General features: G+C 39.7%; 28 protein-coding genes and 1 tRNA gene. 2 read left to right on the top strand and 27 right to left on the bottom strand.

From position 1 onward, the window contains the following. Positions 1 to 34: 34 nt before the first annotated feature. Both GYA54_03655 and thpR read right to left on the bottom strand, forming a co-directional pair. Entirely contained in the window at positions 35 to 286 is a 252-nt protein-coding gene (locus tag GYA54_03655; GenBank protein ID NMC51795.1) for an MGMT family protein, read from the bottom strand. Continuing rightward, positions 287 to 835 (bottom strand): RNA 2',3'-cyclic phosphodiesterase, encoded by a 549-nt coding sequence (gene thpR, locus GYA54_03650; GenBank protein NMC51794.1) that lies wholly within the window; start codon positions 833 to 835, stop codon positions 287 to 289. It abuts the gene before it with no gap. A 92-nt stretch (positions 836 to 927) separates the two neighbouring features. Here thpR and GYA54_03645 point away from each other — a divergent pair. Next, positions 928 to 1,013 (top strand) — tRNA-Tyr (locus tag GYA54_03645). A gap of 82 nt (positions 1,014 to 1,095) precedes the next feature. After that, a complete protein-coding gene (locus tag GYA54_03640; GenBank protein ID NMC51793.1) occupies positions 1,096 to 2,025 on the top strand; it encodes a tRNA-dihydrouridine synthase in 930 nt (309 codons plus the stop codon). Here the strand turns inward: GYA54_03640 and GYA54_03635 are convergent. The 25 genes from GYA54_03635 to GYA54_03515 form a co-directional block, all read right to left on the bottom strand. Continuing rightward, a complete protein-coding gene (locus GYA54_03635) occupies positions 2,022 to 2,594 on the bottom strand; it encodes a hypothetical protein (protein ID NMC51792.1) in 573 nt (190 codons plus the stop codon). The genes GYA54_03640 and GYA54_03635 overlap by 4 nt on opposite strands. A 53-nt stretch (positions 2,595 to 2,647) precedes the next feature. Next, positions 2,648 to 3,775, bottom strand: coding sequence for a molecular chaperone DnaJ (dnaJ, locus tag GYA54_03630; GenBank protein NMC51791.1), 1,128 nt, complete (start codon positions 3,773 to 3,775; stop codon positions 2,648 to 2,650). Positions 3,776 to 3,814: 39 nt separating this feature from the next. Next, the gene (locus GYA54_03625; GenBank protein ID NMC51790.1) at positions 3,815 to 4,111 is read right to left on the bottom strand and encodes a DUF3467 domain-containing protein; all 297 of its coding nucleotides are present in this window, start codon (positions 4,109 to 4,111) and stop codon (positions 3,815 to 3,817) included. Positions 4,112 to 4,207: 96 nt separating this feature from the next. After that, positions 4,208 to 6,106 (bottom strand): molecular chaperone DnaK, encoded by a 1,899-nt coding sequence (gene dnaK, locus GYA54_03620; GenBank protein ID NMC51789.1) that lies wholly within the window; start codon positions 6,104 to 6,106, stop codon positions 4,208 to 4,210. 101 nt (positions 6,107 to 6,207) lie between these two features. Then, positions 6,208 to 6,612 (bottom strand): Hsp20/alpha crystallin family protein, encoded by a 405-nt coding sequence (locus tag GYA54_03615; GenBank protein ID NMC51788.1) that lies wholly within the window; start codon positions 6,610 to 6,612, stop codon positions 6,208 to 6,210. 53 nt (positions 6,613 to 6,665) lie between these two features. Continuing rightward, complete coding sequence (locus GYA54_03610) at positions 6,666 to 7,157, bottom strand: nucleotide exchange factor GrpE (protein NMC51787.1); 492 nt, start codon at positions 7,155 to 7,157, stop codon at positions 6,666 to 6,668. A gap of 11 nt (positions 7,158 to 7,168) precedes the next feature. After that, positions 7,169 to 7,843: a hypothetical protein gene (locus tag GYA54_03605; GenBank protein NMC51786.1), complete on the bottom strand. Its 675-nt coding sequence runs from the start codon at positions 7,841 to 7,843 to the stop codon at positions 7,169 to 7,171. A 705-nt stretch (positions 7,844 to 8,548) separates the two neighbouring features. Next, the gene (locus tag GYA54_03600) at positions 8,549 to 9,175 is read right to left on the bottom strand and encodes a CDP-alcohol phosphatidyltransferase family protein (GenBank protein NMC51785.1); all 627 of its coding nucleotides are present in this window, start codon (positions 9,173 to 9,175) and stop codon (positions 8,549 to 8,551) included. A gap of 5 nt (positions 9,176 to 9,180) precedes the next feature. Then, positions 9,181 to 11,937, bottom strand: a complete 2,757-nt coding sequence (locus tag GYA54_03595; GenBank protein NMC51784.1) for a DUF4012 domain-containing protein — start codon at positions 11,935 to 11,937, stop codon at positions 9,181 to 9,183. Positions 11,938 to 12,069: 132 nt separating this feature from the next. Further along, a complete protein-coding gene (locus GYA54_03590) occupies positions 12,070 to 12,510 on the bottom strand; it encodes a F0F1 ATP synthase subunit epsilon (protein ID NMC51783.1) in 441 nt (146 codons plus the stop codon). Between the two features lie 5 nt (positions 12,511 to 12,515). Next, complete coding sequence (atpD, locus tag GYA54_03585) at positions 12,516 to 13,922, bottom strand: F0F1 ATP synthase subunit beta (protein NMC51782.1); 1,407 nt, start codon at positions 13,920 to 13,922, stop codon at positions 12,516 to 12,518. Positions 13,923 to 13,949: 27 nt separating this feature from the next. Continuing rightward, a complete protein-coding gene (atpG, locus tag GYA54_03580) occupies positions 13,950 to 14,876 on the bottom strand; it encodes an ATP synthase F1 subunit gamma (protein NMC51781.1) in 927 nt (308 codons plus the stop codon). 11 nt (positions 14,877 to 14,887) lie between these two features. Further along, positions 14,888 to 16,408, bottom strand: coding sequence for a F0F1 ATP synthase subunit alpha (locus GYA54_03575; protein ID NMC51780.1), 1,521 nt, complete (start codon positions 16,406 to 16,408; stop codon positions 14,888 to 14,890). Between the two features lie 11 nt (positions 16,409 to 16,419). After that, a complete protein-coding gene (locus tag GYA54_03570) occupies positions 16,420 to 16,818 on the bottom strand; it encodes a F0F1 ATP synthase subunit delta (protein ID NMC51779.1) in 399 nt (132 codons plus the stop codon). Further along, entirely contained in the window at positions 16,808 to 17,368 is a 561-nt protein-coding gene (gene atpF / locus GYA54_03565) for a F0F1 ATP synthase subunit B (GenBank protein ID NMC51778.1), read from the bottom strand. Before atpF ends, GYA54_03570 begins: the two co-directional genes overlap by 11 nt. Positions 17,369 to 17,466: 98 nt before the next feature. Beyond that, entirely contained in the window at positions 17,467 to 17,685 is a 219-nt protein-coding gene (locus GYA54_03560) for an ATP synthase F0 subunit C (GenBank protein ID NMC51777.1), read from the bottom strand. A 97-nt stretch (positions 17,686 to 17,782) separates the two neighbouring features. Further along, positions 17,783 to 18,559 carry a F0F1 ATP synthase subunit A gene (atpB, locus tag GYA54_03555; protein ID NMC51776.1) on the bottom strand — a complete coding sequence of 259 codons (777 nt, stop codon included), beginning with the start codon at positions 18,557 to 18,559 and terminating at the stop codon, positions 17,783 to 17,785. A 2-nt stretch (positions 18,560 to 18,561) separates the two neighbouring features. Further along, entirely contained in the window at positions 18,562 to 18,846 is a 285-nt protein-coding gene (locus GYA54_03550) for an AtpZ/AtpI family protein (protein ID NMC51775.1), read from the bottom strand. Between the two features lie 149 nt (positions 18,847 to 18,995). Beyond that, the gene (locus tag GYA54_03545; GenBank protein ID NMC51774.1) at positions 18,996 to 20,066 is read right to left on the bottom strand and encodes a DNA recombination protein RmuC; all 1,071 of its coding nucleotides are present in this window, start codon (positions 20,064 to 20,066) and stop codon (positions 18,996 to 18,998) included. A 31-nt stretch (positions 20,067 to 20,097) separates the two neighbouring features. Continuing rightward, positions 20,098 to 20,493: a Holliday junction resolvase RuvX gene (ruvX, locus tag GYA54_03540; protein ID NMC51773.1), complete on the bottom strand. Its 396-nt coding sequence runs from the start codon at positions 20,491 to 20,493 to the stop codon at positions 20,098 to 20,100. 8 nt (positions 20,494 to 20,501) lie between these two features. Then, on the bottom strand, positions 20,502 to 21,257 hold the full coding sequence (map, locus tag GYA54_03535; protein NMC51772.1) for a type I methionyl aminopeptidase: 756 nt from the start codon (positions 21,255 to 21,257) through the stop codon (positions 20,502 to 20,504). Positions 21,258 to 21,260: 3 nt separating this feature from the next. Next, a complete protein-coding gene (locus GYA54_03530; GenBank protein NMC51771.1) occupies positions 21,261 to 22,178 on the bottom strand; it encodes a hydroxyacid dehydrogenase in 918 nt (305 codons plus the stop codon). A gap of 29 nt (positions 22,179 to 22,207) precedes the next feature. Then, on the bottom strand, positions 22,208 to 22,846 hold the full coding sequence (locus GYA54_03525) for a nucleoside monophosphate kinase (GenBank protein ID NMC51770.1): 639 nt from the start codon (positions 22,844 to 22,846) through the stop codon (positions 22,208 to 22,210). A 105-nt stretch (positions 22,847 to 22,951) separates the two neighbouring features. Beyond that, on the bottom strand, positions 22,952 to 23,242 hold the full coding sequence (locus GYA54_03520) for a hypothetical protein (protein ID NMC51769.1): 291 nt from the start codon (positions 23,240 to 23,242) through the stop codon (positions 22,952 to 22,954). An 11-nt stretch (positions 23,243 to 23,253) separates the two neighbouring features. Next, a complete protein-coding gene (locus tag GYA54_03515; protein NMC51768.1) occupies positions 23,254 to 23,994 on the bottom strand; it encodes an alpha/beta hydrolase in 741 nt (246 codons plus the stop codon). Positions 23,995 to 24,023 lie beyond the last annotated feature (29 nt).

The raw sequence follows: 24,023 nt of genomic DNA, 5'->3' as shown, positions 1-24,023 counted from the left end.
TTTTAAATAATTCTTAAATCTTAAATCATAAATCTTAAATCGCTTTTTCTTTCCTCAATATCTCGACCTTTCTCACCTCTCCCCGATTATACCCTCCCACTCTCCCATCCGACCGGATCACCCGATGACACGGTATTTTCGGGTCATAATTTTTATTCAAAATATTCCCCACTGCCCGATACGCCTTGGGCCGCCCAGCCAATTTCGCTACCTGTTTATAGGTCAAAACCTGCCCCTTTGGTATTTTCTTCACCACCCGAAAAACTTCCTTTTGAAATTCCTCCATTTAAAATTTAAAATTAAAAATTGTTTTATAATACGGCCCCTCGGGAGTCAATTCTGATTCCATCAAAAATATCTCCCCAACTTCAAAAATTTTCTCCGACAATTCCGGCTGTCTTAAAACACTTAAATAAATCGGCTGTCTAAATCTCGCCAAAGTCACATGAATCTTCTGCTCTCCAATTTTATTATAAATCTCCGGCAACACATAATCCCCTGCTGCCAACCATATCATTTTTGCCAATTCACCAAATTCCCTGTTTTCAAAAAAATCAGCCCAAATCATTCTTGGCTCGCCTCGCGGTGGCGCCAGGACCACCCCTCGAAATTCCAGTTTAAAAGGCTTTGATTCTCTCAATGCTCCTTTCACTTTTTCGATCAACTCTCCTATCTTATCTTCCTCAATATCACCCAAAAAAGCTACAGTAATATGCAAATTCTCCCTTGGCGTCCAGCGCACGCCTGATTCTCCAGCCAGATTCCTTTGCCAGCCAACAAGTTCATCTTTCATTTTCTCCGGCAAATCTATTGCCAAAAATAATCTTTTTGTCATATTATCTATTCTAACAAAACCAATACTCCCTGACCAGACCTTGATTAATCATCAAAACTATGTTAATCTAAAACTAAAATCAAATATCTCCTGGGTCGGTACCAAAGCGGTCAACTGGGGCAGACTGTAAATCTGCTGGCTTTTGCCTTCGTTGGTTCGAATCCAACCCGGCCCACCATCAAAAAATTCCGATGCCCTCGGGATTTTTTGATTATCTTATTGCCCTTTATGTTTTAATGTTTATATGATTAAATATTTATATGATTAATAACTTCTGGCTCAAGCTCTCAAAACCAATAGTCGCCCTCGCTCCCATGGCCGGCTACACCGACTCGGCTTTTCGCCTGCTTTGCCGTGAATTTGGCGCCGATGTTGTTTATTCAGAAATGATCTCTGTTGATGGCCTGTGTTATAAAAACAAAAAAACTCTTGATCTACTAAAATTCAATTCCAAAGAATGTCCCCTTGTTTTTCAGCTTTTCGGTACAGACCCAGACAAATTCGCCAGCGCTGTAAAAATCATTAATAAAATAATTGCTCATCACCCAGTGGGTATTGACATTAATTTTGGCTGCCCTGCACCCAAAGTTGCCCAAAACGGTGCTGGCGCCGCTCTTATGAATGATTTAAATAAATCTTACAAAATCATCCAGGCCGTTTGTGATAATAGCCAACTGCCAGTTTCTATAAAAATCCGAGCTGGGATAAAAAATGTCTCTGCTCTGGATTTTATAAAAAAAGTCAAAAATTTGCCTTGGGCTGCTGTTATGATCCACGGCCGCACCTTGAAACAGGGCTTCAATGGCGACATTGATTGTGATTTAATTAAAAAAATAAAAACGCTTATCCCAGATAAAATTGTCTTGGCCAATGGCGGCCTCAATTCGCTTGAGGACGCCAAAGATATTCTGAACAAAACTGGAGCCGACGGACTAGGGCTAGCTCGAGGAGTCATTGGCAATCCCTGGCTTTTTCAGGAAATAAAAAATAACAGATCCATCAACACCACTTTGGCTGAAAGAAAAAAAATAATTTTGCGCCACGCCAAATTATTTCTAAAAGACAACAATAATCTTATCCCCTTGCGGAAACACCTGGTCCACTATTTCAAAGGACAAAAAAATGCCTCTGGCTGGAGACAAAAAATTATCCAAGCTGAAACCCTGTCTGGAATAAAATCTATTATCTAATACGCTGGTGGCCTGCCAACTTTTGATTTATTGCGCATTAACAACAATCCAGCCAAAGGCAAAATCGCCCACCAAAACCTAGCCTTTTCGCTGATAAATGTATTTAATACCCAGGGAGAAAACTGGGTCAAAAATTTTACTGGCAACAAAGATAAGACAAAACTCACCAAAAAAGCACCGTGTAAAAATCCGTTAATGCCAGACTCTAACCACCTCTTTAAAAAATTCTTCACAAAAACAACCTTCAATAAATGGGTCATCGACAAAAATACTGCGGCCAGAAAAAGCGTTATTGAGAAAACCAATAGTTGAGCCAGCCACAAAGATAAACCCCCAAAAAACAAATTTTCGAACGGGAAAAACTCAACTACCACCACTCCCATATAAACGCCTATTAAATTTATCAAACGGTTGTGTGGATCTAAAAAAAATCCATATACCGCGATAATAACCAAAAAAAACAAGGCTACCAAAATATTGCCAACATAGCTGGTATTGGTCACTTGCCCAGCAATCTCGCCGACCCCGGCAGGAGCCTTGATTGATAAATCCAAAATAAAAGTCAACATATGTTTTTATTATAACATAATACCAAAATAATAAAACGGCCTCTCGGCCGTCTTTATTTTATTTCTTCCTCCAACTCTTCCAATAGGCTTTTTGCTCTCCGACTCAAATTCTCGGGCGTCTTCACGACTATCTCTACCAACTGATCTCCCCGGCCCCTCCCGTGCAATCTGTTGATCCCCTTGCCTGGTAATTTAAAAACCTTGCCGCCCTGAGTTCCAGAAGGGATCTTTAAATTAACCCAGCCGTCCAAAGTTTCCACCTCAACCTTATCACCCAAAGCCGCCTGAGCAATATTGATTTCTTTTTTAGATAAAATATCATCGCCCTCGCGTTTAAAACCAGCCATGGGCAAGACCATAAAACTAATATAAAGATCGCCAGCCGGCGATCCTTTTTCACCCGCTTCGCCCTCGCCTGTCAATTTTATACTTTGCCCGTTATCTATACCAGCTGGAATTTTTATCTTTAACTGCTTCTCTTTTATCAATCTACCATCTCCACCACAAATATTACAATATCTATCTGGCTTTTTGCCACTACCGTCACAATCCCCACACGCCTGCTCGCTCTGATAAACACCAAAAATAGTCCTTTGCTGTCGCACTATTCTGCCCTTGCCATCACAGGTTTTACAATTTTCCAACTTAGCCGAACCATCATAACCCCTCCCCTGACAATTGCTACAACTTTCCTGCTTTTTTATATTAATTATTTTTTCCACACCAAAAACGGCCTCTTTTAAAGTAATCTCAATCTTATATTCCAAATCCTCACCTCTTGCCCTGCGGCCTGCTCGTCCGCCTCTCCTTGCTCCGCCGCCAAAAAATTCACCAAAAATATCACCTAAATCCAAATCTTCAAAGTTTATATTAGTCCTAAAGCCGCTCTGGTTCCCATACTGATTGGCAAAATCCTGCCAATTAAATCCACCCCCCCCAAATCCTTGACTACCGCCAAAACCACCAGAACTATTAAAAGTCTGGCCGAACTGATCATATTGTTTGCGCTTTTCCGGATTATTCAAAACCTGATATGCCTCGTTTATTTCTTTAAATTTGGCCTCATTACCACTCTTTTTATCCGGATGATGTTCGTGCGCCAATTTCCGAAAAGCTTTTTTTATTTCCTCTTGGCTGGCACTCTTTGGCACCCCAAGAATTTCGTAATAATCACTTGCCATGAAAAAATATATTCTAGTCTAAAAAATTATAAATTTAAATTATCCTTTAAAGCCCATTTCCCCGGGCTCATCAGCCTGTTCCACTTTACCAAATCCACTCTCATATTTTGCCATATTATCCTGCAGCGCCGCAATCACTCTTTTCATGTGTCCCGGTGACATAATAATTCTTGAGCCCACAATGCCCACGCCCTGCACTGGCGACAAATTCATAAAATCCAAGACAAACTCTTCTTTAGAGTGCATCACCTGCATGGCATTGGCATAAAAACCTTTCAAAGTTTCATCAGAAACTTTGATCTGTATCTGCTTTTGTTGTCCCTGTTGATTTTCCATGTTATTAGTTTAATTAATAAATTTTTCACTTTTACAGAGACGCGCCGCAGCGCGTCTCTAACTATAATTGATAATAACTAGCAAATTATACAAAACTTACTTTTTTACCTCCTCATACTGAGCCTCCTCCGCCTTCTTTTCCTCGGCACCAGGCGCCTGCGCATTATCTGTCGCTTGTTGCTGGTTGCTAGTTGCTTGTTGTTTATAAAGTGCTTCCCCAATCTTTTGCGCCGCTTGCGACAATTCTTCTGTGGCTTTTTTAATTGCCTCAGTATCCTCTCCGTCTTTAACTTTTTTTAGAACCTCCAACTTTTCTTCTACATCTTTTTTAATATTTACGTCAACCTTGTCGCCAGCTTCTTTTAGCGCCTTCTCAGTAGTATAAGATAAAGTATCAGCCATATTCTTTACCTCAATCTGCTCTTTCTTTTTTTTGTCCTCATCCGCATGCGCTTCAGCTTCTTTTTTCATCTTCTCAATCTCATCTTTGGAAAGACCAGTTGAAGCAGTAATGGTAATATGCTGTTCTTTGCCAGTGCCTTTATCTTTGGCTTTCACATTCAAAATACCATTGGCGTCGATATCAAAAGTTACTTCAATTTGCGGCACGCCCCTAGGTGCCGGCATAATACCATCCAAAATAAATCTACCCAGGGTTTTATTGTCATGCGCCATGGGCCTTTCACCTTGGACCACGTGAATTTCCACGCTTGGCTGATTATCAACGGCCGTAGAAAATACCTGTGATTTAGAAGTTGGAATAGTGGTATTTCTCTCAATCAAAGGGGTGGCTACACTTCCCAATGTTTCAATACCAAGAGTTAAGGGCGTTACGTCTAAAAGTAGCACATCTTTTACATCACCCTGTAAAACCCCGGCCTGGACAGCCGCGCCAGCCGCTACCACTTCATCTGGGTTCACGCTCATATTTGGCTTTTTACCAAAAAATTTCTCTACTGTTTGTTGGACCAAAGGCATTCTGGTCATACCGCCCACCAAAACCACTTCTTCAATATTTTTTGCCTCGAGCCCAGCATCGGCTAGGGCCTTTTTCGTTGGCTCTAAAGTTTTTTCTACCAAATCACCGACCAGCTCTTCTAATTTCGCTCTGGTTATCTTTATCAGCATATGCTTCGGGCCGTCAGCTCCAGAAGTTATAAATGGCTGATTAATTTCTGTTTCCATGGCCGTAGAAAGCTCTATTTTAGCTTTTTCTGCCGCTTCTTTTACTCTTTGCAGAGCCATCGGGTCTTTTGATAAATCAATGCCTTCAGTCTTTTTAAATTCATCCAAAATCCAACCCATAATTCTTTGATCAAAATCATCGCCACCAAGATGGGTATCACCATTGGTTGATTTTACTTCTACTGTATCAGAAGAAACATCCAAAATAGAAATATCAAAAGTACCGCCGCCCAAATCATAAACGGCGATTTGCTGGCCTTTTTTCTTTTCAAAACCATAAGCCAAAGCCGCGGCTGTTGGTTCGTTAATAATTCTTTTAACAGTTAAACCGGCTATTTCTCCAGCTTCTTTTGTTGCTTGTCTTTGTGCATCATCAAAATAAGCCGGCACCGTAATCACCGCTTCGGTAATTTTTTCACCCAATTTTTCTTCAGCATCAGCTTTTAGTTTGGCCAAAACCATCGCCGAAATCTCCTGCGGCGTATAATCTTTGCCGCTCATTTCCACTTTTACGCCCACGCCAGCTTGTTTGATTTTGAAAGGCATAGATTTTAAATCTCTTTGCACCTCTTCGTCTTCAAACCTGCGACCAATCAGACGCTTAATGGAAAATAAAGTGTTAGTTGGGTTAGTCACCGCCTGACGCTTGGCCAAAAGACCGACCAATCGTTCGCCGGTTTTATTAATAGCCACAATTGACGACGTAGTACGATTACCTTCCTTATTTTCCAAAATTTTTGGGCTACCACCTTCCATGATCGCCATGCAGGAATTAGTGGTACCAAGATCAATACCTAATATTTTTGGCATATATAATTAAATTAATTTTTAATTTATAATTTTCTCACGTCTCCCCACTTGTCCAAAGACAAATGGGGAATTAGTAAAAAAATTACTCTTTTACTAGTTACTTACCTCTTCACTTCCACCTTCACTTTCTTCGGCTTGGCCCTCTCTTCTTTGGGCACCACTATTTTCAAAATCCCTTTTTCATATTCCGCCTTAGCTTCATCACCCTTAACTGCCGTTGGGAGAGCCAACGCCCGGTGAAAAGAACCAGAGCGCACTTCTTTGCGATAATAATTCTTTTCTTCCACTTCGCTTTTCTTTTCCTGCATTCCCTCGATAGTCAAAATATCGTTTTCAATAGCGATATTGACGTTCTCGGGGTCAACTCCTGGTAAGGGAGCTTCTACGTAAACATTATTTTCGTCCTCCCAAATATTCACCGCTGGGGCAAAAGCAAATGGCGCATCGAGCCATCTGTCCCAATCCCCGAACGGTTCGAGCATTGGTGACCACTTTATAAGTGACATATTTTCCTCTATTTTTGCCCGCCGCCCTTGGCAAACGGACAAATTAATAATAATCAAATTTTTACTTTAGCCGGATACAATACCTTACCATGCAATTTATAACCCGGGTGCAACTCCTCACTAATTTCCTCCTCTTGGTTATCAATATTATCTTCACTTACTGCCACAGCCTCGTGCTCCTCAGGGTTAAATTTCTCACCTACTGTCTTTATTTCTTCCACTCCCGCTTCTGACAAAAATTTTGTCAGCTGATTTTTAATATTTACTATACCCACGACCCAATTTGTTTTCTTCTCTCCCTCTGGTATATGTTTTATAGCTAGCTTCAAATGATCATAAATTGGCAATAATTGGAGCAAAATTCCCTGATTGGCCAACTTTACCCACTCTAGTTTTTCTTTCTCCGTTGTCTTTTTCAAATTCTCATAATCCGCCTGTGCCCTCTTCCAGCCGTGCAAATACTCTTCGCATTTCTTCTCTAGCTCTTGCTGGTCTTCTGAGCATATCTTATCTTCTTTTGGTTGCTGTTGGTGGTGTTTATCCATAAATTTTAGTTTTAAATTTTATTAACATAATTAATCAAACTCAAATTTTTTTCATAATCCATACGCATCGGCCCCAAAATACTGATCAGTCTATTCTTGCTTTTAGTAATGATACTAGCGCATTGTGGGGAAAAATAATTTTCTTTACCAATTTTTATTTCTGTTCCCTCAACTTTGTCGAAAATATCTTCCAGAATACCCTCGCATCTATCCACCACGGCCGAAATATTATGGATCAAATTAAAATCCTCAAATTCTGGCTGGGACAACAAATTGGCGATCCCCGTATAATAAACATCGTCTTTGGACCATGCAACTATCACTGCCGTGTCAGCAATTTTTGCTATGGCCTTAGCCAAGGCCTTATCCTTTATCGAAACATCGTTTGGTAATTCTTCTGATATTTTATCTAATTCTTTTTTACCCTGACTACTTATTTCTATGTCTTTTTTTAAATAATTATCAATATAATAGCGATAGCCCTTTTCGGTTGGAACCCGGCCAGCCGATGTATGGGGTTGTCCAATAAAACCCAAACCCTCCAATTCGGCCATGTCATTTCTAATGGTAGCCGAAGAAACACCCATATTGTATTTATTGGCCAAGAGCTCTGAACCAACCGCCTTGGCGGTTTTTATGTGTTCTTTTATAATTTTGATAAATAACTCCTCTTGTCTTGTATTCATATCAGGGTTGTTTATTATCCTAAAAATATTATATACTTTCGGTTAGCACTCGTCAAGTATGAGTGCTAATTATAAATATAACACTAAAAATATTTGTGTCAAGGTCTTAAAATATTGGCAAAACCAAAAGGCTGCCGATCTTTTTTGCCAGGGCTCAAAAATTTTTTGTTTTTTCTTCGAGTATGGTCGGAAGTTTTGAGATTTCTGGGCCCGTTTTTAATCGGCAGCCTTTTGGTGCAAAATATTAAATTTTACTTATCACATTATACATAAAAAAATAAAAAAATGCAAATATAAAACCCCTGCCTTATAAGGGCAGGGGTTATTAATTAAACAAAGTAATTTGGAGGTTAAAGCCCGCCGCTTGGGCGGATCTAAAACCATGAAATAATTAAGCATGGTTATAAAAGGTGTAATATAAGCCAAAAGCTTTATTACTAAAAATATTAACTAAATGGCCAAACCCAGTCGAAACCGAGTTAATAACCACTAATTAATATCTAAACCTCCAAATTACTTGTTTTAATTAAAAATATTAATTTTTAAAGTTCTTCCAATAATTCTATAAATCTTAATATAATAGCACATATATTAAATGTTGTCAATAGAAAAAACAAAAAATATAAATAAAAATACTAATATTAGCCAAAATAAAAAACAGAAAGCATATTTCCTGTTTTATTATTTATCTTTTTATATTATTTACTAAGCTTTCCTCTTTATCACCACCCCATAAGAATGTATTAGATGCAGGGTCACTAAAAAATTAGTAAAATACAAAACCCAATTGGCCGTCACCTTACTCCCCCAACCGAAAACAACCATCAGTGCAGCCCCCAATATTAATATTTTATAATAGGTTAATTTAGCAACTGGCTTAATAACCCAATCTGTTGGCTTGCCCTCGTTTCTCTCTATAATAACAAACAAGTATAATACCGGCACAACCAACAAATTATAGGCCAAGGCCTTTATATCCAAAAAATCTATTAGGATCAAAGTAAAAACAATCAAAGTATAAATAGCCTGATCTGTAAAAACATCAATAAATTTCCCGCGGTCAGAGTTCTTACCCATATATCGAGCCATTGACCCGTCAAGGACATCGAGAAAATAAACCCCCATAAATACCCAAGCGGCAAAAATTAAATTTTCCCGTGCAATATAAACAGCCAAACAAGCGACGACAACCTTTAGCGTGCTCAAAATATTTGCAGTGAATCCAATCTTCCTTAAAAAAAATAAAACGGGCCTAAGTAATTTATCTTTGCTCTCTTGAATTTTGACATTCAATTTGTCCAACCAAATATCTATTTTTTTTAATATCATCATTGGTTTTACTTTTCCTTTATAATAACCCCGTAATATTTATCACCGTCCATTTTAAATCCTGCCTCCAGAAAATCTCTATTGGACGCTACCCCATCTTTGGGCAAAAAGTCTCCTATCTGCCATCTATCGCCCACAGTCAAGGTGCCCACAAAACCATCTTCTGCTGTACCCGGTTGTTTCTGTATCAATAACCCATAAATATTTTCTGGCACCTCATCCTGCTTCTCCTGGCCTGCAAAATATTTCTTCAAAGACTGCCACCAGCTAGCGCTTGTATCCGTAGTACTAATATTCATAACCTTTTTACTCTCCAGCCTCCAAGGTAATAAATATTTTATTGTAACCGACTGTTTCTCCCCAGGGCCAACTGTGATCCAATTACCAAAAGATGTTTTGCCAAATTCGTCAATAATTCTCGTCCCAGATTCACTATCAATACGTATATTTCTTTCTATTTCTGCCAAATGCGGATCGACGTCTATGCTGCCAGTAGCTACTTGATACTGACGACCGACCGGTATCCCATCAAAACCTTCCGCCGTGATCAATTTACTGCCTTGGGGCACATAAAAACGAACAAAATCTGTGTTGGTACTGCTTTCAAAAATATCATCCCTTTTACCAAGGTGCTCTCGCGTCAAAACAACCGTATTTAAAATCTGTCCGTCATTAGTTATCTCGGTATTATGCCAAATATTATTTTTCACCACCAAGTCTGTCTTTCCACCAGCTATATTGGTATGCACTATTGCCAAATAATCCTTGTCATAATCTTGCACCCTGCCTGACCAATAAAAATTATCTACAATTTTTTGGGTATCTTTATTTTTGAAGTAAAGCAATATACTCTTATTGCCCAAAGAGCTGATAATCTTTTCCGCTGCTATCACGCCATTTTTGCCATCAAGAGCTAGTGTTCTTTCCAAAATTTTTGGCAATAAATCGCCAATAATTTTCTTTGGTTTATTCTCTTTTTTGTCATAGTCAAATTCAACCTCTTTCTGTATGGTATATAAAAAATTATTACTATCCACTGTCATCATATATTCTGGCAATTCTATCGGACCAGTTATCTCCAACAAGGAGCCAAGTACATCGGGAGTAAAACTAATAACCCCGTCAACGCTTGGCCCGCTTGATTTATCATAAAACCACATTATTTTTTCGGCCGAAGTCGGCCAATCGGGAAACCAATTAGCATTCCATGGCTGCCAAACCGCCGAAAAAAGATGAAAGGGATATGGCGCATCTACACTTCGAGACATAGAACCCTTCAAATCGTAAAAGCCCCCGCCAGGTACTTCTATTTTTTCTATTTTTCCGTCCTTCACATCAACCACGGCGTAAGAACCCATAAAGCCACCGGTCGGCCTTATCTCTGTATTGTTCTGAAAAACCAAAAGCCAGCGTCTTGGCTCATCAACCCCCACAATAGTCAAAAATATTCTGGTGAGATCCCTATAGTCTTGCAAAAGACTTATCATCTTTGGCATCTGCTCTTTGGCCAAACTTATCTGCTCGCCATAAGCTGATAATTTTGTGTTCTCTAGGTCTAGCATATCTAGCTGTCTTTGTATCTCATTTGCCTCTAATACAACCATATCCAAATTCTTATTTATCTCTTGCCAGTTTTTTCTTTTACCCCTGTTTTCTGTCACCTGTATTTGCAATAAATCACCCCGTAACTCCAAACCACCGCCTTCTTCCTTTGCGCCAACCATTAGATCTCCAAAGGCTTGTATTGTGCCTGTCAATCTCAAACCAATGTCTGTTGATTTTTCCGCTATAGTCAATAATTTTTCCCCGGCCTCGACGTCAGGTACCACTGCCGAAGCCGCGACAGACACAATGCCCAATTCTTTAAAATTGGTTCTTGCCTTTTCAAACTCCAGACTCGCCAGATTAAACTCTTTACCCAAATTGGCAATGTCCAAATTCTTGCCAGCTATCCCTGCCTGAAGTAAGTGGGCCATCCCTATCTCCGAAGCACCCAGCACCTCTCCTTTTATTTTCTCGGCTTTATTATAAAAATAATATAACTGTACCGGCAAAACCAAAAGCAAAGCGACTGCCGCGAAAGATGCCGCCATCCTCATGGCTGGATATTTAATTAAATATTTTCTTGTCTTTTTACTATAAAAATTATCCGCCGCTGCTGACTCAAGCGCCAATTTTTCTTTCTTGGGCCAGCTAAAATCTCCAAAAATATAAACAAAAATATATTTAAAGGCCACGAGCGTTTGCCATAAAATAATCAACGCCCCATTTAAAATTTTATAAACAATATTTAAAACCCAAATCACCGATTTGCCAATAGCTGTAGTCATCCCCACAGAAACTGAAATAATTAATTTAAATGGCAAAATTGAGGTCCTTGCAAGTTTTTTAAAAAATATTTTATACCCAGGCTCTCTAAGTCTCGGTGCCTGCCTCCAGGCTACCACCTTATGTTTTTCCAGTTTTTCCTCATTGAAAAGAATGCCGGAATCTCTGTTGAGATTATTTATGCCCACCTCCTCACTATTATGCCAAAACTCAAAATTCCTATTGTCTGCCGACGAGCCACCATAAAGATTATCTAGCTCACTATAACTATTGGCCGGTTGGTAATATTTTTCATCATCCACTCTATTTTCAATAACTGCTTTTTCCTTGGCCTCTTTTTCTTTCAACAAAAACTCCCAAGATAGCTTTTCCAGCTCCTGCTGCAACTCATCGCTCAAAAAATCATTATTATTTTTTTCTTTATTTTCTTGGCTCATCGCTCTAATCTAAAATTTGCTCGGCCGCTCTGGCCCAGTCTTTTCCACACTTTTATTTTAGCACCTTTTCATGGAAAAATAAAAATTAATAAACCAAAAACACGCCCATGTGGGCGTGTTTTTTACAAATAATTAATCTATTTGCATCCCCTTCTTGTTCCTATGCTTCCTAGCTACTCTGAGTCTGGCCAGTTCCCTTTGCAGCTTAGCCGCTACGATTGCATATTCTGAGGCATCGTCCCTCTTTTCTTTCAATAACTCTTCTGCTCTTTTCCTGGCTTCCTCTGCTCTCGCCTCATCAATCTCCTCAGCGTGTTCTGCCGTATCAGATAAAACAACCACATGATTATTACCCCGCACTTCTACCAAACCGCCAGACACTGCCATGTCGAGCTCCTTACCATCTTTTCTAATAATCAGCTCACCTGGGGTCAAAGAAGAAACCAGCGGTATGTGATTGGCCAAAATAGTAATCTGGCCCATCTCTGTCGGCAGACTAATACTATCTACCTCGTCTCGGTAGACATTTTTTTCCGGTGTCGTTATCTCAAAATAAATCTTTTTGCTCTCCATATTTATTATTTCACCTCCTCAATACTACCCTTCATAAAAAACGCTTGTTCTGGCTTGTCATCGTGCTTGCCTTCCAAAATTTCGCCAAAACCGCGGATTGTCTCTTTGAGGGGGACATATTTACCTGGCACGCCAGTAAATGTCTCTCCTACAAAAAATGGCTGTGATAAAAATCTTTGAATCTTCCTGGCTCTAGCCACTATCAGCTTATCTTGATCAGATAATTCCTCCATGCCAAGAATGGCGATAATGTCTTGAAGATCTTTATAGCGCTGTAATACCTTTTGGACATCGCGCGCTACCCGATAATGCTCTTCGCCCACAATCTGTGGATCCAAAATCGTCGAGGTAGAATCAAGAGGATCTACCGCTGGATAAAGTCCCAATTCTGCCAAAGATCTAGTCAAAACCACCGTCGAATCTAAGTGAGAAAAAGCTGTCGCCGGAGCCGGGTCTGTCAAATCGTCTGCTGGCACATAAATAGCCTGTACTGAAGTAATAGACCCTTTATCAGTAGAAGTAATTCTCTCTTGCAACTCACCCATTTCTGTAGCCAAGGTCGGCTGATAGCCCACGGCTGAGGGTATGCGTCCAAGCAATGCTGAGACTTCCGAGCCAGCCTGCGTAAAACGGAAAATGTTATCAATAAACAAAAGTACATCTTGTGACTCTGCATCACGAAAATATTCTGCCATGGTCAAGGCTGTTAAAGCCACCCTCGCCCTACAACCTGGCGGTTCATTCATTTGACCAAAAACCAAAGTTGTTTTCTCCAAAACGCCAGAATTTTTCATTTCGTGATAAAGATCATTGCCCTCACGAGATCTTTCGCCCACGCCGGCAAAAACTGAGCGGCCACCATGCTCTTGCGCGATGTTGCGTATCAATTCCTGTATCACCACTGTCTTTCCCACGCCAGCCCCGCCAAAAAGACCGACCTTACCACCCTTTACAAATGGGCAGATTAAATCAATAACCTTTATTCCTGTCTCAAAAATTTCTGTTTTTGTCGACTGCTCGGTAAATTTCGGCGCTGGCCTATGAATCGGGTATCTTTCTTTTGTCACCACCTCATCTTTTATACCATCAATTGTTTCTCCGAGTACGTCAAACATACGCCCTAGGGTTTCTTTGCCAACCGGCACTTCTATCTGAGCCATGGTATTTTTGACTTTCATCCCACGAGACAAACCATCAGTCGAACCCATAGCCACGCATCTTATCAGGTTCCCCCCTATATGTTGTTGCACTTCCAAAACCAACCTTTCTTTGGCCAGCTCTACTTCAAGTGCATAAAATATTTCTGGTAGCCCACCGTTATCAAATCTCACATCGACAACCGGGCCTATCACCTGCGCCACCACTCCATAATTATTTTGCTTTTCTTTTTCCCCTTGATGATTCTTCGTCATATTTTTATTAGTAATTTATTATAAATTTTAATTATCATTATTCATGGCTGCTTTGGTACCAGAAATTTCCGCTATCTCCTGGGTGATGCCCGCTTGTCTCGCCTGGTTAAAAGCCAAGGTTAAATCATCTATTAAGTCATGGGCTGCTTCAGTTGCATTTTTCATAGCCATCATTCTAGCTGAATGCTCAGAAGCATCTGATTCTAAAACTGCCTGATAAATTTGGGTTTCGATCAATCTCGGCAAAATGTTTTCTAAAACTTTTTCTGGGCTAGGCTCAAATATATACTCACGCATATCCATGGACTCTGTTTTTGAAAAACTTTCCCACTCTCCAACGCTACCCAAAACGACGTCTTCTTCCTTGGGTATTGGCAGCAGTTGCTTGATTCTTGGTGTTTGCTTCAAAGAAGAAACATAATCAGTATAAGCCAAAGCGACTCTGTCATATTTACCCTCCATATAGCCACCAATAATCATCTTTGATAAAGAAAAAATTTCTTCAACCTTTAGCGTCACATCTGGCTTCTCAAATTCAGCTACCGCTTGTTTTTTATATTTTGACACGATATCTCTAGCCTTTTTGCCCAACAATATAAATTCTATTTCCGGCTTATCCTTTCCTTCTTTGCCCAGATCCAGAGAATGTTTATAGGCGCTCGCCACTATTTGACTATTGAAAGACCCGCATAGCCCTCTATTGGAGGCCACCAAAACAATGGCTACTTTTTTTACCGGTCTCTCTATTAACAGTTCGTGATAATTTACATTGACCCTCTTGGCCAAGTCAGTCACGATCTGCCAAGCCAAGTGTGCATAAGCCCTACTCGACAACATGTGATCTACTGCTTTACGCATTTTTACAGCCGAAACCAGCTCCATTGCTTTGGTTATCTTGCCGGTGCTCTTTATTGACTTTATGCGTCTTTTAATTTCTCTGGTGGCGCGTGCCATAAAAACCAATTTTATTTATTGAAAATTTTATTAAATTCCTCCACCGCCCTACTTAAATCTTCTTTTATTTTGTCTGTCAATCCTTCCGGCTTTACCACCTCATCGGCTGTTTTCTTATAATTATTAGTGAAATATTTTATAAAACCGGCCTCCCACTCCTTTATTTTTTCTACTGGAATTTCATTCAAAAGACCATTTGTTGCAGCATACAAAACAGCCACTTGGTTGGCCACTGGTACTGGTTCATATTGCCCTTGTTTCAATATTTCTGAAAGCCTTTTCCCCAATTCCAGTCTCTTCTTTGTTTCTGAGTCCAAATCAGAACTAAATTGAGCAAAAGCCTCCAATTCTCTGAATTGAGCCAAGTCTATTCTTAATTTACCGGCCACCTGCTTCATGGATTTTATCTGCGCTGCCGCTCCCACCCTAGAAACTGATAAACCAATATTCAAAGCTGGCCGCACACCCTGATAAAACAAATCCGACTCTAAATAAATTTGCCCGTCAGTGATAGAAATCACATTGGTGGGAATATAGGCCGAAACATCGCCAGCCTGTGTCTCGATAATTGGCAAAGCTGTCAGCGATCCACCGCCAAAATCCTGGTTTAATTTGGCTGAACGCTCCAAAAGCCTAGAATGAAGATAAAAAATATCGCCCGGGTAAGCCTCGCGTCCTGGCGGGCGACGTAAAAGCAAAGATATTTCTCTATAAGACCAAGCATGTTTTGACAAATCATCATAAACAACCAAAACATCTTTCCCTTTGTCCATAAAGTATTCACCAATAGCACACCCAGTATATGGGGCAATAAAAGAAAGAGCCGCCGGGTCAGAGGCGCCAGCTACAACCACAATCGTGTTTTCCATGGCTCCGCGATTATTAAGCTCTGCCACAATTTTTGCCACCTTTGATTCCTTCTGCCCAATAGCTACATAAATGCAAATCACTTCCTTATCCTTCTGGTTAATAATTGTATCAATAGCGATAGCGGTTTTGCCAGTTTGCCTATCACCAATAATTAATTCTCTTTGCCCTCTACCAATCGGTATCAAAGCATCTATGGCTTTTAACCCAGTTTGAATAGGTTTATTAACTGATTGACGAGTAATTACGCCTGGAGCTATTTTTTCCACTGGGTAAAAAGAATCTTCCTTGATGTTTCCCTTGCCGTCGACCGGTTGTCCGAGCGGATTAACCACACGACCAATCATCTTATCTCCCACTGGCACCTCCAAAATTCTCCCGGTCGCATAAGCAGTATCCCCTTCTTCAATGTTACTGGTGTCACCCAAAATCATAGCCCCCACACTGCCCTCATTGAGATTCAGGGCTACACCATAAATTGACTCCCTGCCCTCTTTTTTGAACTCGATCATTTCTGACATGCGTACCTGGTTAAGGCCGGCTAGTCTCGCTATGCCATCTCCCACCTCGACCACGCGGCCCACCTGCTCTTCGCCGGCGGTCGCCCTAAAATTAGCCAGCTGTTGGCGCAATTCCTTTAATATTTCTTCTTTGTTTATTTTCATAAAACTAAAAGTTACTGAATTAAGCTATTTTTTAAATTTATTAATTGTTTTTTTATTGTGCCGTCGAACAAAATATCATCAACCGTTATCTTCACTCCGCCCAAAATATTTGGCTCCACCACCTCTTCAATTTCGACCCTCTTTACGCCTGGCTTTATTTTTTTTATATAACCCTTTATCATGTTCCGGACATCATCATCGAGCGGCTTAACGGTTTCTACCCGAGCAACTGATACGTCCTCCATCTTTTGATAGTATCCTTCAAACGATCTTATTATGCCCTCTATTTTTCCCAGATCACCATTAGCATAGATCAATTGCAAAAAATCTCCGATCACTTGTTTGGGTTCCTCGCTCTCGGATAATAATTTATAAAATAATTGTACGTACTCCTGTGTTTTAACTTTCATGCTTTTCTAAACTTTTTTTAATAATTCTTTTGTCAATCTTGTTATCGAGTTGCTCTGGAATAATCTTTTTCAAAGATTCCTCTACTATATCAGCTACCTCCAATTTTATTTCCTTGGCTATCTTGTCTTTCTCCTCTGCCAGTCGCTGTCGGGCCAGATCAATCTGTTTGTTTATCTTGTCTTCCGCCTCCTTCAACATTTTATTTTTGTTCTCCACTGCCTCTTTCTCGGCACTTTCCAAAATTACCGCCGCTTCTTTCCTTGAACTGGCCAAGATCTCTTCCTGTTGTTCTTTTGTCTCGCCCAGTCTCTTCTCAATCTCTTCAGCTTCTTTTAAACTTTTTTCTATTTTTTTTGTCCTTTCGTTTAAAATTTTAACTAATGGTTTATAAACCCATCGCCACAAAACAAAAAGCACCAAACCAAAATTTATCAATTGGGCAACAAATAATTTCCAGTCTATGCCTAAAATCGCGGTCAATGACTGTGGCTCGACCTCATGGCTAACTTCTTCCGCCGCTTGGGCAATGTTTATCAAGTCAATAATCATATTTATTATAAATTTATTTAACAGACAAGAAATTAATTATCAAAACATCTATAATTAATCTCTTGTCTGCCGTCTTCTTATTGGAAGACGGCTTTTTACTATAAAGTAAACACCACGACCAAAGCATAAATGGCGATGGCTTCGGCAAAAGCTGCACCGACCAACATTGGAGTGAAAAGCTTGCTACCAGCTTCTGGGTTGCGGCCAATAGCTTCCATTGCTTTAGAAACTATCTTGCCAATGGCAATGGCTGGAAAAATACCACCGATTGTCATAGTAGCGCCTTTTGCTACAACTGTTATAACTTCTGCATCCATAAATATTACCTTTCCTATCTGGACGGACCGAGGCGAGCCGATCAATACGCCAAAATATTATTAACGTCCAAATAAAATTAATTAATAATTTTTAAAATTAATGAGCCTCGCTCGTTGCCACTTCCAAAAAAACTATCGTCAACATTGCGAATATCGTCGCTTGTACCGCACCGACCAAAAGCTCCAAAAACATAAAAGGTATAGGCACAATAAAAGCAATCAAAGAAGCCATCACTGTCAAAAGAACCTCACCGGCAAAAATATTTCCGAACAACCGCAACGACAAAGAAACCGTTTTGGAAATTTCAGAAAAAAATTCTATTATTCCAATAAAAAAATTTATAATGGCAGTAAATATATTCATTGGGTTAAAAGTTTTTAACGCCTTCCATAGCCCGCCAAGATAAACAAACTTGTTGGCATACTTAAAAAAACCAATAGTCACCACGCCATAAACATGCGTTGTCAAAACAGCGAACACGGCCAAAGCTAATGTAGTATTTAAATCGCTCGTACCTGGCCTCAAAAAAGGCAATATCTTACCATGTTCACTCCAGCCAATAGACCCAGTGCCCGGCAACTGCCCCATCCAATTAGAAATTAATATGAAAAGAAATAAAGTACCTACTATTGGCAAAAACCTTTCTGATTTCTTTCTGTTGTGGGTCACCCCGTCTATCAACCCCAATAGTAATTCCAGGACATACTCCAAAAAATTCTGCAGGCCGCTTGGCACATTTTTTAATTTTTTACTCTTAAGAGCAACCGCCACGGCTAAAAAAATCAAAACAGCTATCCAAGTATTTATTATTGAATTGGTAACCGGAAACCCACCTATATGGAATACTGGTTCCGCGGCCAAACTTATATGCATAATTATTTTTTGTTACTAGAATTTTTATTCTCCCCGTAAACCCTATTTTTGAGCTCTTCCGCTTTTTTATAAACCCCCCACATGCCAACCAATATACCAATACCCCCACCGGCTAAAATAAAAGTAAATTTTTTGCCAGTCTCATTATCTAAATATTTACCCAAAAGAGTAAACAATACTATTGGTATCGCTATTGTGTATATCAAGTTACCCACTACCGCCAAAGCTATCATGGTTTGATTTTTATCTGACCCATTACCGTCTTTCTGCTCATCTTTTTTATCCATCGTTTTCTTTTTGTAACAAAAATAAATAGCTTTCTTGTGAGAAAGCCTCGGCTTTGGGCCTTAATTTTCCACAATTTTCACCTTTATTCTAAACTGATTTTGGCTATGAGTCAAGGGTCTAAAATTACTAACCCAAAAATATCCTTAATCTAGTCTTCTTTCCCCATATTTGGCTTATCGAGGGCCAGTGGCTCAATTTTCCTCTCCCCCTCAGTAATTTTTACCACATCCTTATCTATTTTGTTCAACTCTTTATAAGCGCTATTGTAAGTATTGACAGTCGTCCCCAAAGTATTGCCCAACTTTTTCATATACTCATCAAAGCTGGCATAATGCCGCCCCAGCTCTTCCACCCTTTTTCGGATTTCCTTGGCCGATTCCTCGATCTGCAGGGCACGCAAACCCTGCAAAACCGTCTGGAGATAAGCCGCAAAAGTTGTTGGCGAGACAATAATCACCTTTTTTTCTTTAAAGGCATAATCAATCAAGCCCCCGGTATCCACCTTGACCGCCCCCACTTCATTAATCAATAAATCATAATAAATACCCTCGGCCGGTATAAACATAAAAGCAAAATCCAAAGTATCTTCCGTCGGTCTGATGTATTTGGCTGTTTCATCGATTCTCTTTTTCAGATCATTTTTAAATTCTTTTTCTAATTCCCTCTTTCTCTCTTCATTCCCTTCATTCAAAATCCGCCGATAATTTTCCAAAGAAAACTTGGCGTCCACCGGCAATAATTTGTCTTTGATTTTTACCACCGCGTCTACCACCTCGCCGTTTTTAAATTTATACTGCATCTCATAGCTCTGCGGCGGCAAAATATTACCAAGGATCAGTTCCAGACTCGCCTCACCGAGTGACCCACGATTTTTGGAATTAGTCAAAACCTTCTCTAAATTTTGCAGCTGGTCAGTAAAACTAATTACTTGTTTATTGGTTGCTTCCAATTTTTCCAATTTACTGGTCACATCTTTGACAATTGAACTAGTTTGAAAAGATTGTTTTTGAATAAAATCAATATTTTTTTCCAGGCTGCCCTTCATCTCTTCTCGTATCTGTCCGATTTCCCGTCGCATCATCTCTCCCACTTCTTCTTTCATCCGAAATAATTCCTCTTTGTGTTCACCGGGTTTATTATTTTTCATCAACAAAAATAAAACCAGCCCAAACCCTCCAGCCACAATTATTAAAATTATAATTTGTAAAGTTGTTGACATAAAATTATTCCCAAATCCTAAATAATAAATATTAACTGTTCTTTTTATCCAAATAGCTCTGCAAAATAATCCTCGCTGACTCCTCGTCTCTGCCGTGTCCGCTACCCGTCTTGTCCGCCTCCACGCTGCTCAATCGCTCGTCCTGAGTTTCTACCAATAATTTTGTTTTTATCTCCAGCTCCTCCACAAAATAGACCACCTCTTCTGTTTTATTCGTATATTCCCCTTTCAGTGACAATGGCAATCCCACCACTATTTTATCGATCAATTCTTTCTCACAAATTTCTTTCAAATCATCAAAAAGATTATTGGACACTTTAAGCGTCCCATAAACAAAAGCCTGACTCTGTTCTCGGTCAGAAATAGCTAGCCCAATATTTTTTTCTCCAAAATCTATACCCAAAATCCTGCCGTCAGTGCTTCTCATAAATAAAATTACTTAGTCAATATTTTGCAACCACTTTTTGTCACTACGATTGTATTTTCATAATGCGCTGCCAATTTTCGGTCTTTGGTCACTGCTGTCCAGCCGTCTTCCAATGTTTCTAGCTCATAATGTCCGGCCGCCACCATCGGCTCTATCGCTAGGACCACGCCTTCTTTCAAAACCTCCCCGGTTCCTTTTTGCCCAAAATTCATCACCTTCGGATCTTCGTGCACGCTATAACCGACCCCGTGTCCGCACAAGCTCCTAATCACTGAGAAACCATTTTTTTCTACATATTCTTGTATTGTCGCGCCCAAATCACCGACTCTCGATCCCTCCCTCACCGTTTTTATTCCTTGAAAAAAAGATTCTTCTGTTACCTTGATTAATTTCTTTGCCTCATCAGAAATTTTTCCCACACCCACCGTTCGCGCCATATCAGTATAGAGTCCATCGACCGCCGGATAACGCATCCCAATATCAACCCCCACGATGTCTCCTTCTTTTAAAATCATTTCTTTTTTCGGCACCCCATGCACCACTGCTTCATTCGGTGATATACATAAAGTCCCGGGGAAACCTGCGTGCCCTTTAAACGCTGGGTGCCCACCAGCTTTAATAATCAACTCTTCAGCATATTGATCCAATTGCCAAGCATTTATCCCGGGCTGCGCTCTTTTTATCACCAATTTCAAAATCTTGGCCAGTTTCTTACCGCCCTCAGCAATAATTTTTATTTCCTCTGGTTTTTTTATCGTGGTCATAATTTATCTTGTTACCAAATTTATTGGTTGCCCATTTACCCAAGCCTCCACGTTTTCTATCATCATGTCACCGCATATTAAATTAGTAATATCAGTATTATATGCCACATGTGGCGTCGCCAGTATCTTGCCATGTCTTGCTAATTTCAAATAATAAAGATTTGTACAATCACCGACTGATACACTCCCAGCGTCTATACCAGCACCAGCTAAGTGGCCTGAATCTAAAGCATGCATTAATCCATCGGTATCAAAAACTTCATCTGAAGTCGCACTAATAAAATAAGCGCCTTCTTTTAAATTAATAAAAAAATTATCATCTAATAATTTTTCAGTCGTTGGATTGTGCGATAAGCAGTTAAAAACGACGTCGGCATATTGCGTTTTTTTAAACAAATCATCACCTCTGACAAAATATTCAACAACCATGTCAAAAGCCTCGCATATCTTCCCCACCTTCGAGCCAACATGCCCTTTGCCCAATACTGACACTTTTTTATCTCTCAAGCCAATTGTCTTTGCTGCTTCGCCAGCATAAGACCCTTCCTTTGCCATATTAATGAACAAATATTGTTGCCGTAATAAATTTATCATAAAACCCACCATCCACTCAGCAACAGCATCTTTATTGCAACCGGGTGATATAGCTACTATAATATTTTTTTCTTTACATTTTTCAATATCTAACCAGCCATAGCCAACAAAAGGGAAGGAAAAAAATTTATTTTCCAACTTAAGCATAGCTTTCTTCGCCCAGTGTTTGCCGGACAAAATAATATCAGCCTCTTGACATCTGCAAAGCCATTCGCTCTCATCTTTAGGCAAATCCTTATAAAATTTAACATCACCAATTTTACTCAATCTAATCCCTTGATCTTCCGACAAACCTAAATTTTGTGTGACCACTATCTTCTTATTCATAAATCTTAAATCATAATTCATATTGCTAGTTACGAATTACTAGTTGCTAATTTACTCATCACCTCCTCAAACACCCTTTCAATCGCCGGTCGGCCGTCAATCTTATGATGAATATTCTTCGCTTTGTAAAACTCTATCACCGGCTCTGTTTGCTCATGATATATTGCCAGTCTCTTTTTTAGAGCTTCTTCTGTCTCGTCTTCTCTTATTACCAGCGACTCATCATCATCATCGCACAATCCCTCTACCTCCGGCGGATTATGCTCAATGTGATAGACCCTTTGACACTCCGGGCAGGTTCTTCGTCCTCCAACCCTTCTGATTGTTTCCTCCTCTGGCAAATCTATTTCTATAACATGTGTCAGCTCATCTTGGTTTGCCAAAAATTCGGCTTGCGCCAGATTTCGCGGATAGCCATCCAGAATATAACCTTTTTGTCCGTCTGTTTTTATTTTTTCAGCAATTATTTTATTTACTAATTCATCGGGCACCAAATACCCGGCATCGATCAAGCTTTTTATCTCTCGGCCGAGCTCATCTTGCTGTTGGACCTTTTGACGCAAAATATTGCCAGTAGAAAAAATCGGCAATCCAAATTTTTCTGCCAAAAGTTGCGCCTGCGTACCTTTGCCTGATCCTTGCGGACCGATAAAAAGAATTTTATACATAATCAAATAATTTTATCCTGACCCCGCCCGAGGCGGGGGAAGGATCTCGTGCCAAAAAATATTCACGAGACCTTTCGCTAATCGCTCAAGGTAAATTTTAATAAACTAACCCAATACCCTCCTAAGATTTTTCACATCCACTTCACTCAACCCCAGCTGCGCTCTTTTTTCCGCCAGCCGTTGGACAATATTCTTATATTCAAATTGTGATACGCCGCCATCGTCCAGCTCTCTTTCCAATTCAGCTCTGATCATCTCTTTTTGAGAATCCTGCAAACTGTCAATACTCCAAACTAAATCAATAATATCCTGCCGTGTCAGTTTCATTTTGTCCTCGCCAAAAGCCACATTCTTCTTATGCGGTGTAGTAGTAAAAATAAAATCTAATAAACCCATATTTAATTTGTTTAAAGTTTATATCTGTATAAAAATTGGCCCAATGCCTCTTCGACCTCTTGAATGGCTCCCAAATAATAACGATAGTCATGGTTGCAATTAATCTCTTTTATCATTTTTGGCTCCGGTATCATCTTATATAGATTTTTCACCTCATCTGGAGTGGTAAATTGGTCAGTTGTACCACAAACTATCAATTTTGGTTTAATACATTTTTTTAAAGTTTCGATTGTATTATATTTTTTACCATCATCCCAATAAGCAATCGGCAAAGTAAATTCTTTTCTCTCTTTGGTTGGTGTACCACCCGGGGGTAAATCACGACGTGTAATTTCAAAACCTTTTCCTTGGGCCTCTCCGCTCGGAACGGTAGGAGCGCCAAAATTCGCCATTACAGAAACAACACCAATTACATTTATATTTGAGCTAGCCAAAATTGCAGCTGCCGCTCCTCGACTATGACCGAGTAGCAACGTCGGCTTATCGCCGAAATATTCGATTAACTCATTTATTGCTTTTATATAATTTGTCGTTGTATAAAGTTCTATACCACCAGGACTACCCCATACTCCCGGCGGGTCAAAGGCCACCGCAAGAAAACCATTTCCAGTTAGATATTCTGCATGACTGACGAAATTAATGTAATCTTTTGTATCTAATCTCCCGGGAATCAAAATAGCCAATTTCGGCGCACTGCAATCTCCCCTAGAAAGAATTGCCAACTCAAATGATTTTGTTTTAATAATATTCATATTTATATCCCATGACATTTCTTATATTT

Source organism: Candidatus Kuenenbacteria bacterium (assembly GCA_012797775.1).
In the GTDB taxonomy this organism is placed as follows: domain Bacteria; phylum Patescibacteriota; class Patescibacteriia; order UBA2196; family GWA2-42-15; genus JAAZMX01.
The sequence above is the reverse complement of the archived record's forward strand: the minus strand, read 5'-3'. Positions and strand labels throughout refer to the sequence as shown.